At 56.6% G+C, this 13,514-nt stretch carries 12 protein-coding genes and 2 pseudogenes; 8 read left to right on the top strand and 6 right to left on the bottom strand.

Translation table 11 applies throughout. The features are described 5' to 3' along the window. Window positions 1-288: 288 nt before the first annotated feature. Both A3722_RS21170 and A3722_RS21165 read left to right on the top strand, forming a co-directional pair. Window positions 289-870: a recombinase family protein gene (locus A3722_RS21170; protein ID WP_009827334.1), complete on the top strand. Its 582-nt coding sequence runs from the start codon at window positions 289-291 to the stop codon at window positions 868-870. 304 nt (window positions 871-1,174) lie between these two features. After that, window positions 1,175-3,178 carry a heavy metal translocating P-type ATPase gene (locus tag A3722_RS21165; RefSeq protein ID WP_067626729.1) on the top strand — a complete coding sequence of 668 codons (2,004 nt, stop codon included), beginning with the start codon at window positions 1,175-1,177 and terminating at the stop codon, window positions 3,176-3,178. A gap of 330 nt (window positions 3,179-3,508) precedes the next feature. Here A3722_RS21165 and A3722_RS21160 read toward each other — a convergent pair whose 3' ends face one another. The 3 genes from A3722_RS21160 to A3722_RS21150 form a co-directional block, all read right to left on the bottom strand. Further along, the gene (locus A3722_RS21160) at window positions 3,509-4,708 is read right to left on the bottom strand and encodes an alkaline phosphatase D family protein (RefSeq protein ID WP_330220243.1); all 1,200 of its coding nucleotides are present in this window, start codon (window positions 4,706-4,708) and stop codon (window positions 3,509-3,511) included. A gap of 205 nt (window positions 4,709-4,913) precedes the next feature. Beyond that, window positions 4,914-5,357: a hypothetical protein gene (locus tag A3722_RS21155; protein ID WP_009827337.1), complete on the bottom strand. Its 444-nt coding sequence runs from the start codon at window positions 5,355-5,357 to the stop codon at window positions 4,914-4,916. Between the two features lie 172 nt (window positions 5,358-5,529). Continuing rightward, window positions 5,530-5,820 carry a TFIIB-type zinc ribbon-containing protein gene (locus tag A3722_RS21150; RefSeq protein WP_037955031.1) on the bottom strand — a complete coding sequence of 97 codons (291 nt, stop codon included), beginning with the start codon at window positions 5,818-5,820 and terminating at the stop codon, window positions 5,530-5,532. A gap of 364 nt (window positions 5,821-6,184) precedes the next feature. Between A3722_RS21150 and A3722_RS21145 the strand changes: the two are divergent. Continuing rightward, window positions 6,185-7,535: pseudogene (locus tag A3722_RS21145) on the top strand (DUF6880 family protein). A 211-nt stretch (window positions 7,536-7,746) separates the two neighbouring features. Here A3722_RS21145 and A3722_RS21140 read toward each other — a convergent pair. From A3722_RS21140 to A3722_RS24145, 3 genes are all read right to left on the bottom strand, one after another. Further along, window positions 7,747-8,382, bottom strand: a complete 636-nt coding sequence (locus A3722_RS21140) for a hypothetical protein (RefSeq protein WP_009827340.1) — start codon at window positions 8,380-8,382, stop codon at window positions 7,747-7,749. Between the two features lie 19 nt (window positions 8,383-8,401). After that, complete coding sequence (locus A3722_RS21135; protein WP_009827341.1) at window positions 8,402-9,091, bottom strand: HupE/UreJ family protein; 690 nt, start codon at window positions 9,089-9,091, stop codon at window positions 8,402-8,404. A 99-nt stretch (window positions 9,092-9,190) separates the two neighbouring features. Then, window positions 9,191-9,550, bottom strand: a complete 360-nt coding sequence (locus tag A3722_RS24145) for a hypothetical protein (RefSeq protein WP_150120098.1) — start codon at window positions 9,548-9,550, stop codon at window positions 9,191-9,193. A gap of 64 nt (window positions 9,551-9,614) precedes the next feature. Here A3722_RS24145 and A3722_RS21130 point away from each other — a divergent pair, with 64 nt between their 5' ends. From A3722_RS21130 to A3722_RS21110, 5 genes and pseudogenes are all read left to right on the top strand, one after another. After that, window positions 9,615-9,887, top strand: a complete 273-nt coding sequence (locus A3722_RS21130) for a metal-sensing transcriptional repressor (RefSeq protein ID WP_009827343.1) — start codon at window positions 9,615-9,617, stop codon at window positions 9,885-9,887. 90 nt (window positions 9,888-9,977) lie between these two features. After that, a pseudogene (locus tag A3722_RS21125) lies at window positions 9,978-10,643 on the top strand (HAD-IC family P-type ATPase); the annotation flags it as partial. Window positions 10,644-10,933: 290 nt separating this feature from the next. After that, window positions 10,934-11,293 (top strand): hypothetical protein, encoded by a 360-nt coding sequence (locus A3722_RS21120; protein ID WP_009827346.1) that lies wholly within the window; start codon window positions 10,934-10,936, stop codon window positions 11,291-11,293. Window positions 11,294-11,492: 199 nt separating this feature from the next. Beyond that, the gene (locus tag A3722_RS21115) at window positions 11,493-13,019 is read left to right on the top strand and encodes an efflux RND transporter periplasmic adaptor subunit (protein ID WP_067916424.1); all 1,527 of its coding nucleotides are present in this window, start codon (window positions 11,493-11,495) and stop codon (window positions 13,017-13,019) included. Window positions 13,020-13,030: 11 nt separating this feature from the next. Continuing rightward, window positions 13,031-13,514: efflux RND transporter permease subunit (locus A3722_RS21110; protein WP_150120573.1), on the top strand; the 484-nt coding region annotated here is incomplete at its 3' end.

Raw genomic sequence — 13,514 nt, 5'->3', positions numbered from 1 at the left:
GAAATTACCAAACATATCGCACCACTTGGCTGGGCCCATGTAGGATTGACCGGGGACTACCTGTGGAACATGAACCCACCACTCAGCTCAGATCGCCTCAGGCCACTTCGGAAACACGAGATACAGGACGCCGCATAAGTTCTCCGTTCGTTCGCACGGCCCGGACAAAAATGACACTTTTATGTAGTGACCCCATTAGCAGGATCAGGTTTCTTTGATGTCATGATGTACCATAAGAATGGTACGCATTGATTTGCAATAGAGGTAGCTCTTACGTACAATCAGTTAATGACATCGACCCAAATCGGCTATGCACGCTGCTCCACCGACAAACAGGACCTGACCGCACAGCGGGACGCCCTGATCGACCTCGGTGTTGCCCCGGATCGCATCTACACTGACCACGGCCTGACAGGCCGCACGCGCGCCCGACCGGGCCTCGATCAGGCCCTGGCCGCAGTCCGAAAAGGCGACACTCTGGTCGTGACCAAGCTGGATAGGCTGGCGCGGTCTGCTCCCGATGCCCGCACCATTGCAGACGGCTTGGCGGAACGCGGCATCCGCCTCGCCCTGGGCGCTTCGGTCTATGATCCAACCGATCCCATGGGAAAGATGTTCTTCAACATCCTCGCCACCTTCGCCGAGTTCGAGTCCGACCTCATAAGGATGCGCACCCGCGAAGGCATGAAAATAGCCCGCGCCAAGGGCAAGCTGCGGGGCAAGAAACCCAAGCTGTCGGAGAAACAGCACCGCGAACTGCGCCGCATGTACGACACCGGGGACTACTCAATCAGTGACCTCGCAGATGTCTTCGCCGTCTCCAGACCGACGATCTACCGCACCCTCCAACGCACAGAGAGTGCCAATTAGCGTGCAAATATCAGTGCCATTTATCGTGAAAAGTCACAATTTTTAATGGGTTGAGAAACCGTGACAAAAACGACCGTTTTTGGCCGGTACCATTAGCTCATCCCGAAAGGTTGGTGCTAGACCGTCTTTGCCTCATACATAACGTCTTGGACGTGCTAACTCCTTACATTGTCCTTGATCTATCGACGCCGAAATTTAACCATGTAATCAGTCATTTCTTTCCAAGACAGCACTTGCCTCCGATGTGAAGCATGTTCGAGTGCGGAAAGTCGTTGCCGATCTTAACGCTGTAGAGGAAGAGAATATGCCCGAAAATCACACACCGGACGATGGTCACAACCACGCGCACGGCGGTTTTCTGAACCGGATTCTCGGTGGACGCGCCGAAGTCATCTTTGCCGTCTTGTGCGGTATTTGCCTGCTGCTTGGGTGGCTGGGACCGAAATACGGCCTAATGTCCGAACAATTCGGATTTGGCCTGTTGTTGGCGGCTTACTTCTTCGGTGGGTATTTCACCCTGCGCGAGGCCGTTGAAAAAATTTCCAAGGGTCAGTTCCAGATTGATTTTCTGATGCTGGTGGCCGCGTCGGGTGCGGCCATTCTGGGGGAATGGGCCGAAGGGGCCTTCCTGCTGTTTCTGTTCAGCGTTGGTCATGCCCTTGAAAACTACGCCATGGGCCGGGCCAGAAACGCCGTGGCGGCCTTGGCTGGCCTGACACCGGACGAGGCTTTGGTCCGCAGGGGAGACAAAACCGAAACCGTCTTGATCGAAAACCTGCTGGTGGGTGACATTGTCGTTGTCCGTTCCAACGAACGTCTTCCGGCGGATGGCTTTGTGGTCAAGGGATCAAGTGCCGTAAATCAGGCCCCGATTACGGGCGAAAGTGCGCCGGTCGACAAACTGCCTGTCGATGATCCCGAATTTGCCGCCGCCAATCTGGACAAGCTGACACCGCAAACCCGCGTCTTTGCTGGGTCTCTCAACGGCAGCGGCAGCCTGGATGTTCAGGTCACGAAACTGTCGGGTGAATCGACATTGGCGCGGGTGGTGACACTGGTCGCCGAGGCACAGACACGCCAGTCACCAACGCAGAATTTTACCAAGAAATTCGAAAAGATATTTGTGCCCTGCGTCATTGCGCTGGCCTTCGTGACCAGCTTTTCGTTCCTAATTCTGGACGAAACCGCCGCCCAGAGCTTTTACCGTGCGATGGCCGTTCTGGTCGCGGCCAGTCCCTGTGCCTTGGCAATCGCGACGCCCAGTGCCGTTCTATCGGGGGTCGCCCGCGCCGCGCGTGGCGGCGTGTTGATCAAAGGTGGCGCGCCGCTGGAAGCCATGGGGCATCTGGACGCGATTGCCTTTGACAAGACCGGCACGCTGACCATCGGCGAACCGCATCTGGTCGAAATCACACCTTACGGCGATGCGACCGAGACAGAGTTGTTGCAGGTCAGTGCCGCCGTCGAGATGCTGAGCGATCACCCGCTGGCACAGGCCGTTGTAAGAGATGTCAAAGACCGCCTCGGCGATTTGCCGTCCGAAGCCTCGGATTTTGCCAATATCATCGGGCAGGGCGTGTCTGCGAAGGTTGATAGCAAGGTCGTTCATATCGGCAAGACCGCCCTGTTTGAAAGTGTCGCAGGCTTGCCTTTGCCCGACGACTTGCGGGGCACGGTTGAGGCGATGTCGCAAAATGGCCGCACGACGATGATCGTCAGAAGCGGCGACAGGTATCTTGGCGCAATTGGCCTGATGGATACCCCCCGAGAAGACGCGCGTTCGGTTATCGCCGCGCTGCGTGATCTGGGACTGAAGCGGATGATGATGATCTCTGGTGACAACCAGAATGTCGCGAATGCTGTCGCCAAGGAGGTCGGTCTCGACACAGCGTTCGGCGATCTGATGCCCGAGGATAAGGTAACCAAAATTGCAGCGCTCAAGGCGGACGGTGGCGTGGCGATGGTCGGCGACGGCGTGAACGACGCCCCCGCGATGGCCAATGCCACGGTGGGCATTGCGATGGGGGCCGCCGGGTCGGACGTCGCGCTGGAAACGGCCGATATCGCGCTGATGGCCGATGATCTACAGACCTTGCCGTTTGCCGTGGGCCTAAGTCGCAAGACCAGCCGTATCATCCGCCTGAACCTGTGGTTCAGTCTTGGCGTTGTTGCACTGCTCATTCCGGCGACGTTGTTTGGTTTGGGGATCGGACCGGCTGTTTTGGTCCACGAAGGATCAACACTGGTTGTTGTTGCCAATGCCTTGAGATTGCTGGCTTTCAAGGACAATCGCGTCAAATCGGCATAGCGTGCGCGGTCACAAGCGTCCCTTGTTGGGTGAGTTTGACTGAGTATTCATCGGGTGGAACTTTTCCAAGTTCTCAGTTTTGTGTTACTGGCCGAAGCAACCCATTTTGAAAGCAAGTCAGAGGCGGTCATAGATGCAGTGAAGGTGTCAGCCCGCTGTTTTCGAGGTCCCAATTGGCCCGCCACGTGTCCGATCGTCGTTCCAGGACAAGATAGTTCCGCTGGGCGACATAACGTCCGCGCTGTCCTGGCAGCGGCAGAATGCGGACCCTATGCCGAGGCAGCGGTGCTTCGCCCAATTGTGCAAGACTGCCGAGAAACCTGGCCCAAGCTACGGGGGGTGCGCGATGCCGGACGCCACAAGCTGGTCGATCCGAAGGCCCTCTGCAAGGCCCATCACGGCCCGCGTTGCCAGATGAATCTCCCCGGAAACCACCGTGAGGTTCTGCCCGTCGGCGCGCGCCATGTCCCGCACAAGGCGCAACATCCGCGCCCACTCCGCGCGATGAGCACGGCTTTGCCACTGGTCGCGCAGATCGTCCTCGTATTTCTGCATACGGGGAATGACGACCATCAGCGCCTCGAGGATCGACAGTCGCGGCCCAAGCAATGGCACGCTCGACATCAGGAGCGTGCGGCCCGACGCTCCTGTTGCAGCTTCAGCTTCCATCATTGACCATCCACCCGTGCCCATGACACTCCTGCGCGTGCGCTCCGATCTCAGGTCCGGTGCCAGAATGCGCAACCCGGGCGCACGAACACCCCAGCCAAGGTGGTGCCCCGCCGGGTCGTGGAACCGTGCGGGAAGATCGCCCTCTGCCGCCGCCTGCTGGAAAATCAGAAAACTTTCCCGTGCTGCCACGAACAACGTCTGGCCGACCACCGAATGGGTCTGCCATCGCCTGAGCGAGCCCCAGCCGTCGCAGATATCGTGATCGTCCCACTGCATCAGCGATGGCACACGTGCGGCAATCCAGGCAAATTCGGGTGCCGCGTAAAGCGCTGCGTAGCGATCAAAAAACCGCTCGCGCAGGTGGTGACGCAGATCGGCCAGATCGGCTTGGGAAGGATCGTCGGGGACATGCGATGGCCAGTCTTCGCTCAGGGGATGGCCTCGCGTGACTTCGTCGGCGTAGACCTGATCGCCGCCATGCAGCAGCATTGCAAAAGGTTCCTCGCGGTGCGCCTTGCACAGCCGCGCCCACATCGCGTTGCGCTCCGACCCTTCACGCTCCAGGTCGCCGATCTCTTCACCGTTGCACGACACAAACGCGATCCGCAGATCGTCGTGCAAATCGCCAGCTACTAGGTAGGATTCGCCGTTCCAGTGATACTCAGAAGGCCGGTCGGCGGGCAGGTCGAACCGCGTGCGCCAGACCGTCGCGCTGTCGAACCGTGCCAATACTTCAACGTCATGCACCCCGCCGGGAGTTTCGACGGGCGGCGGGTGTTCCCCCCCATCCACAATGAACAGCGCCGAAAGCGTCAGCGTGCCATCGCCGGATATTGTCGAGGATAAGGATGGGGCCAATCAGGGGCGCACGGGCAGCGGTCATGGCGTTCTGCCCGGAATGCGAGGCGATATCGTCATGGGCGATGATCCCGACCGGTACAGGTCCAATACGGATCGTACGGAATTTCAAGCATCCCGCGCCCGAATGTTCGCTTGGATGTGGGTGTCTTCAGCCGCAGTACCAAGCCACGCGAAACTCGAGCCTCCGTCTTGCCTACAATCGCTACCACCGCGACCTGCGCCGCAGGATAATCGGGAGCGCGATCAGCGTGGCAGAACCAGCAAGCCACACGAGTATCAGTCCGCCCTTGGCGAGCAAATGCACCGGACCAACGGCCCATCCGACCAACCCGTCCACATTCGCGGCGTCGCGTAACGCTGACACCTCGTTGCCGAGGCCGAACCAGCGCGCGAAACCGACGCCGAGATCGGTTGCGGGACCTGCCATGCCCGCTGCCCATGCCAGCAGCGGATCGACCAGCGCCCAGACACCGAGCGCCAGCAGTGACCAGATCACGATCCCGCCTATCAGAACTGCTCCCGGGATGCGTGGGATGCGCGCGGGAGCGTTGTCATCGTAGCGGCCATAGTTTTCGTATTGTGCACCATCGTCGTATCGATCACTGCTCCGCCGGTACTTCGTACGCCTGAAAAGATGATGGCCCATATCTATACATCCTCATGCATGGAGTGACTCTTTGGTCTGGGCCAAATCGGCATCCTCGACCTGGATCGTGGTGTGGGTAATGCCAGGTCCCATTTCAGGCTGCCCTTGTGGCGAATGGCGGAGGTTCCTCCGCCGCTGCCGCCGTGTCCCACGCCTATGCCCGTCTATTTCCTCAGTCGAACAATTCGTGCAGCCAGGACTTCCGGCGCGAACCGTGTTTGCCGTATCCGCTACCATGATGTCCACCGCCGTGCTTGCCGGAACGATAACCACGATCATCGTCGTCGTCACGCCGGTCACGTGCGCCTGACGGTGGTGGTGTCGCTTCACCGATGCTGCGCTCTATGATCTTGTCAAGTTCGCCGCGGTCGAGCCAGACCCCCCGGCAATCGGGGCAGAAATCGATCTCGATCCCCTGTCGGTCCGACATGCTCAACGCGACATCGCAAACCGGGCAGCGCATGGCTCCCCTTCTTCCTGTATTTCGTTCCGGGTTCCGACCCGGTTCCTTCAATTCAACTACCATCTTGTGGTTCTCCTTTCATTCTGGTGAGGCAGGCTAGACTAACAAATTCCGCTATCAATAACGGTGGTATTCCCGGGTTCTTACCACCCGTACTTGTTTCAATTATCGCGCAACTTCTGCCGATCTTAGGCACATAGCATCTACAGTAACTGTAGGTTCAAGGGTGGTCGGTAATATTTTTTTGTGCGTTGAAAATGTGACCGCGTCACCAAGCATTGCGACAGCCTCATGCCGTAATTTCAAATCACTGATAACCGGTAGGGGCTAGAAATTCACCTGCGGCGTGCTCTAGAATTTCCGCATGGCACCAAAGACAACACTGAACGCGGATAACCTTGCGGCACTTGGCGCTGAGCGTCTGGCTGATCTTCTGATTGAGATCACGAAAGGCAATGCAGGTGCGAAGCGACGGCTCAGGCTTGAGCTGGCGGGCGAAGTAGGGACGGGGGATGTGGCACGGGAAATTCGTAAGCGGCTTTCGGCGATTGCGCGGTCGCGGTCGTTTGTCGACTGGCAGGGGCGGAACGCCTTTGCGGCCGATCTGGATATGCAACGGCAAGCCATCGTTGGTCAAGTTGGACCGACGGACCCTAAAGCCGCATTTGAACTGATCTGGCGGTTCGTCGCCCTTGCCAATGGGGTCTATGAGCGGTGCGATGACAGCACTGGCCGGGTGCAATCAGTGTTTCACACGGCCTGCGAGGATCTGATTGATCTTTCTGAAGCGGTCGAGCCGGATCCGATTGTTCTAGCCGACCTTTTGCTCACGGCTTTGCCTGATGATGACTATGGGCACTATCCCGCGTTAATCTCAGGTTTGGCACCCATGCTGGGGACGGAGGGTCTGCAGCACCTCCGGGCTGGCATTGCCGCGTTGGACGAAGATGTGTCCGAGAATTACGCGCTGCGCATGGCGCTTGAAGAGATTGCGGATGCTGAGGGCGATACCGACGCTTACATCTCCCAGCAAAGTGATCTAGCGCGAAAATCATTCAGAGGGGCTGCAGAAATCGCCCAACGACTTCTTGGTGCGGGACGGCTTGAAGAGGCGTGGGCGGCGATTAACGCGCCCGACGAGGATGATCGCGGATGGATCCCTTATGAGTGGGAAGTGACCCGGATCAATGTGATGCAGGCGATGGGGCAAACGGATGCGGCGCGGGCGTTCATGTGGACCTGTTTTGCGCGTAGTCTGAACGCTGAGCATCTGCGCGCATGGCTCGCTGGGCTGCCAGATTTTGAAGACGTCGCGGCGGAGGATCAAGCCCTTGAGCACGCACAGGGCTTTGAAAGCTTCACAACGGCGCTGCATTTCTTGATGACATGGCCCGCATTTGCACAGGCGGCAGCCCTGATCACCAGTCGCGCCGCCGAAATTGACGGGAACCACTACGAGCTTCTCGGACCAGCCTCCGAAGCGCTGGAAGAGAAGTATCCGCTTGCCGCGACGCTTCTCAAGCGCGGGCTGATCAACTTTGCGCTTAAGAATGGCCGGGTCAAACGCTACCCCCATGCCGCGCCACTTACGCGAGTGTAAAAACCTAGCCGCAAGGATTGATGCGTTTGCTCCGTTTGAAACACATGAGGCTTTTGTTGCGGACTTAAGATCGGTTCATGGGAAGAAGACATCGTTTTGGGGGTCGGGGATGTGATAACCAGAGTGCCACTAGGTCGTGTTCTTATTTTGTTCTTATGCGCATAAGGATACTTATGTTAAATTTAAGCAAAATACAATCAATCTGGTGATATGCAATGCTTTGCTAAGACTGTCAGATCCTCTGTGCTCACCGGTGTTTTGCAGTTGCTCTGGAACGACAGAAGGCCGTGGCCCCCACGATCTTACGCAGGGGCCATCGACATATTTTATGGCAGCTTCATCTCGCTGTAGTCGCCCCTGACATAGAGCGTGACGGTAACGTCCTGCCCATCGCGATTCCGCCAGAACCAGCCATGATTGCCAGTGAATGCCGCCGTCAGGACGCCCTCTTCTTCCTCAACCGCACGGCCTTTTGCATAGCTGATGTTATTGCCACCTCCATCGCCGTGCAGGTCAAAGTTGACGACACCGTTTTCAGCAACCCACAGGAATTCGGCCTCTGCACCTTCTTCCATGACGAGTTTGACCTCGATCCCTTCGCCAGGGGTCAGTGTGACGCTAAATTGATCCGTCCATTCGGGGTCAGCGGTTTGGGCATGGGCCGCGCCGACAAAGAAGCTGAAGAACCCACCACCGAGGCTGGATTGTTCTTCGATGGCCCCTGTGTTCTGAATCTCCAGCAGGCGGTCGGCTTCGGCTTCTTCGGCAAGCTGGACCTTGATATCACCCATCTCTGCCAAGCCAACGGCCTTGCCTATGCCAGTGGGATCAATCCCGTATTCTGAAGGCAAGACGACCGTGACGAGGATCGCGACCGCTGCGACTGCAGCCAGAATCGTAGACTTGATAAGCTGCGCTGAGGTTGGCAGTTCGTCGGGGTTTGGTTTGTTTCCGTTGTGCATTTTCTTATTCTCCAAAATGTTAGGCGACGAAGTAGCCGGTCATCTGGTATCCCACCAGAATGAATCCGGCAGACATCATCACGACGTTTGCGGTGTAGGCATGTTTCCAGAAGCTGGTTGTCTTGCGCCAATAGCCCATGACGATCAGGATCATCGCCAAAGCTATTAATTGACCAATCTCGACGCCGACGTTGAATGCCAGCAGGTTGGGAATCAGACCATTCGGTGCGATGTCATATTCAAGCAGCTTGGTCGCCAAACCCAATCCGTGGAAAAAGCCAAAGATCAGGGTCGCAGCCTTGGTGTCGGGTTGGACCCCAAACCAGCGCTGATAGGCCCCAAGATTGTCGAGCGCTTTGTAGACCACCGACAGTCCAATGATGGCGTCGATGAGATAGGAACTGAAGTTCCAGCCAAAGTAGACGCCAGCCAGCATCGTCGTGGAGTGACCGATGGCGAACAAGCTGACGTAGATGCCGACGTGCTTCATCTTGTAAAGGAAGAAGACGACGCCAAACAGGAACAGCAGATGGTCGTAGCCGGTGACCATATGCTTGGCCCCCAAATACATGAAAGGGATCAGCTTCATGCCGCTGACCTCTTGGATATAGCCCTTATCACCCGCCGTGACGGCATGGGCAAAGGCAGTGGTCGCGAACGCGATCAGCGCCAGCAGGACCAGTGCCATGAGGATCAGGGGTTGCCGCATTGGATGCGACCAAGCCCCCGACCCGTAGGATCGGTTGTGTATCATTGTGATTTTCCGCTTTGTGAAAGTGTAGGATGACAGCGCCCAAAGGGCGCAGCATCACACGCGCGGAGGTCGGTCTAGATCGAACTCCCTGCGATCTGGCATCGCATAGTGGGCTAATGTCCAGGTCGTCCGTGTCGGTAGCGCCATACCCGATGATCCACGAGGTGGCAGGAATGCGGTGTTATGGTCGTGGTCGGCTACATCATGAGCGTGTCCATGATAAGCATCCATCGCACTGACAACTTCATCATGCGCATGGCCGTGTTCTCCGATCTCAGCCTGATGGTCGACAGCAATCGGTGTTAGGTTGGTCAGGTCGTGAGAGATCATACGAGAATTGAACGACAGAATCATGCCCACCGCTAAAGCAATGGTCAGAACAGCTCTCAGAAAATATGTTATCTGCCGCCTCATGCAACTCTTTCCCGCAGGTTTCGGCCCGCTTGTTCTATCCTCCTAGGGGGGATAGTCGTTGTTTATGACAAAACACACCCACCATGCAACCCACCCCGATATCGTCAAGCGGCTGAAACGTGCCAACGGGCATCTTTTGAGTGTAATCGGGATGATTGAGGCAGAGCGCCCCTGCACCGACATCGCCCAACAACTTCATGCTGTTGAAAAGGCCATCACGCAGGCCAAACGCACGTTGATTCAAGACCATATCGACCATTGCCTCGACAACGCCCTGACCGGCTCCAGCGACTCCCCAGTCGCCGCTGAGTTCAAGGCGATCACCAAGTATCTGTGAGGAACAACGCATGCTCTCCGTCCTGACTGACCGCACCTATCGTCATTTGTTCCTCGCGCAAATCGTGGCACTGCTTGGCACAGGGCTGGCCAACTTGTTGCTGTTGGTAGCAAAGACCAAGTTTTGGGTTTGATCGAACTGCGCGACCGCATCCGCCCGGATGCAAAAGGCATCGTTGCGCGACTGCATGCACAAGGTGTCCAGAAAATCGTCATGTTGACTGGCGACAACGAACGCACAGCACGCGCCGTGGCGGCAGTGGTTGGTATTGATGAGGTGCGCGCCGAACTGCTCCCCGAAGACAAGGTACGAGCTATTGAAGAACTGGTTGAAAAATACGATGTCGTTGCGATGATCGGTGACGGTGTGAATGATGCACCAGCCATGGCGCGGGCTCATTTCGCCATTGCCATGGGCGCAGTTGGCTCAGATGCTGCCATCGAAACCGCCGATATCGCGCTTATGACGGACGATATCGGCAAGGTGCCATGGCTCATCGGACATTCGCGCCGGACAATGAACATTATCCATCAGGACATCGGAATATCGCTGGCGACCAAAGCGCTATTCGTTGGGCTTACTGCATTTGGCATGGCCAGTATGTGGGGCGCTATCGCCGCTGATGTTGGTGTCTCATTGCTTGTCGTTGCTAACGCTTTGCGGCTGCTGCGGGCCAAGAAAGACAATGGTAAGCCGAAGGATTATAAAACATTGAGTGAAAAAGAAATGCAAGGTGTGCAGGCAAATGGTCATTGAACTCAAAAAACCAAATTGGAAACCGCAGGAAAAAACAGCGGAGTTGTCCGGGTTTGGTTGAGGACATTGCAGGGCAAGTTAATGCGCGCTAGCGAGCTCAATGAGCATCGCGAGCAAAAGATGAAAAAAGATCGCAGTAGGGAGTCAAATCTTGGCTTTGAGTTGCGAGGCGCAAGACTTCACTCAAGTAGCGTAAATGTGAACGGAAACTAGCCTTTGATTCTGATGGTGAACGACATGCGACAAAAAGCGAATGGACCATCGGTTACGTGTCCTGTAAAGGTCCCATTATGAAGTATTTGTCCGCCATTCGTGTTGCTAAAATTGGGTTGGCCATATTGCTTTCGGCTGCTCTGAATTTCAGCAATGCAAAAGCCGATGCCCATGTGTTTGAGGCAAGTGAAGCGGTCTTTGAAAAAATTATTTTTGCTACCGATACGGGTGATCTTGATTTAGCTACTCAGGATCAAAGATTTAGCGAAAATGGTGAGGCATCCCATGGCTTTGGCGATTGCCATATCCACATCATTGGACTGAAGCAGGCGCAGTTGGCATGCGATCAGGCGTCAGCAGACCGATCGCGACACTGGGCTGACGCCTCTGTGGTCCTTGCCACGCTCCAAGGTTTTTACCGTCCTCCGCGAGGCTGATCTGCCCCATTGCAGAGTGGTATTTTACATATCCCGTGTCGGAACGGGCTTTGTAGAAACTCATAAATATCACAGCAGACCAAACCGTTTGAGGCGAACCTGTTTCAGGGCCATTTCATCGGTTTGATCATGCCAGACGAAGTTCCAACAGGTGCCTGGACGTGTTTTCAGTGACCTATTCAATTCCTGGAGTACGATTATGAAACTGACAACGATGACCATGGCTGCGATGACGGTGGGCGTATTTGCCTTCGTCACGATACCTGCCACGTCTGGCAAGGCGGAAACGCCCTTGCCGATGACTGCAGCAGCTGCAGCAGCGCCGCAAGATGACGATCATGCCGATGAGGCCAAAGACGCGCACGGCGACGACGACCACGCAGGTGAAGCCAAGGATGCGCACGGCGATGACGACCACGCCGGTGAAGCTAAAGATGCGCACGGTGATGATGACCACGCAGGTGAAGCCAAGGATGCGCACGGCGATGATGACCACGCAGGTGAAGCTAAAGATGCGCACGGCGACGACGACCACGCAGGTGAAGCCAAGGATGCGCACGGCGATGACGATCATGCAGGCGAAGCCAAGGATGCGCATGGCGATGACGATCATGCAGGCGAAGCTGAAGGCGCACACGGCGATGAAGGCGGTGGCGATGTTGTTAAACTGACCCCCGAAGTCGCGAAAGAGGCCGGAATCCTGCTCGAGCAAGCTGAATTGGGTGCCTTGGGCGAATCCCTTAGTCTGCCAGCAGAAATCCGCTTTGACGCGGACCGGATGGCAAATGTCACGCCCAAAGTGAGCGGAGTCATCGACCGGCTTTTGGTTGGTGAAGGCGACACCGTTGCCTATGGAGATACGCTGGCACTGATCACAAGCCGCGAGCTTGCAGGGTTGAAATCGCAATGGATCATTGCGCAAACAAATGAAGTCCTTGCCGCACAGGCGTTGGAACGCCTGGAAGGTCTGTGGGCGCAAAAAATCACATCCGAGGCGAATGTCCAAACGGCCCGCGCAGAGCATGAATCGGCAAAGACCGAAAGTGAAGCCGCAGAAACCGAACTGCATGCCGTCGGAATTGATCACGCCGCTCTCGAAAAAATAGCCGCTGCTCAGGATGGCAACAATGCCAATGCCTATCTGACTGCACCACTTGCGGGAACAATTGTACGACGTGCGGCGACACTGGGGGAAACGGTAACAGCCGGGGATTCCAGCGCCAAGGTGCTGTTCACGATTGTCGACGACAGCGTGGTTTGGGCCGATATAGCGGTTTACAAACAGGATATCAGCCGCGTTCTCGTTGGCGCGCCGGTTGCTCTGAAATCAGGTGCTGGCGATGTCATTGCTCAGTCAACGGTGGCATTTGTCCTACCCGTAATTGATGAGGTGTCGCGCACGGCGACGGCGCGTGTCATCATCGACAACTCTGATAGGTCCCTGACCCCCGGCCAATTTGTGATTGCAGATCTCAGCGTCGGCAATACCTCGGAGGTTTTGCGTGTGCCACAATCCGCCGTGCAACTGGTAGAGGATAGTCCGTCTGTTTTTGTCCCTGTTGAGGGTGGGTTCGCACCGCGCGCCGTGATGGTCGGCACAACCGCTGGCGGCTATGTGGAAATCCGCAGCGGGTTGGAGGAAGGCGACCTCTTTGTCTCCGACGGTGCCTTCACACTCAAAGCCCAACTTGAAAAAGACGCCTTTGGCGACGGCCACGGACATTAGGATAGCTGATTATGACTGATTTTATGCACCGCATCGCAGGCGGCTGGCTTTTGGCGGCCATTGCGGCTTTTGCGATGACGCTTGGCGGGCTTTTTGCGTTTCGCGCCTTGCCTGTTGATGCCTTTCCGGACGTGACACCCGCGCTGGTTCAGGTTTTCACCGAAACCGAAGGGCTCGCCCCCGAAGAGGTTGAACGCTATGTGACCTATCCAATCGAAACGGCAATGTCGGGCCTGCCCAAACTCAAAAATATGCGGTCGGTATCGAATTTTGGGCTGTCGGTGGTGAACATCTATTTCGAGGACGGGACGGATGTCTATTTCGCCCGTCAGGTCGTGGGCGAGCGGCTCGCCGAAGCGCGTGGCAACATCCCCGACGGGTTTGGCGACCCGCAAATGGGTCCGATTTCAACCGGGCTTGGCCTCATCCTGTATTTCCGTCTGGAAGATCAGACCGGCGCACGCAACCTTGTCGAGATGCGCGAAATTCAGGACT

Source organism: Sulfitobacter sp. HI0027 (genome assembly GCF_001634775.1).
In the GTDB taxonomy this organism is placed as follows: domain Bacteria; phylum Pseudomonadota; class Alphaproteobacteria; order Rhodobacterales; family Rhodobacteraceae; genus Sulfitobacter.
Note: the sequence above shows the minus strand (reverse complement) of the source record. Positions and strands in the feature narration are given on the sequence as shown.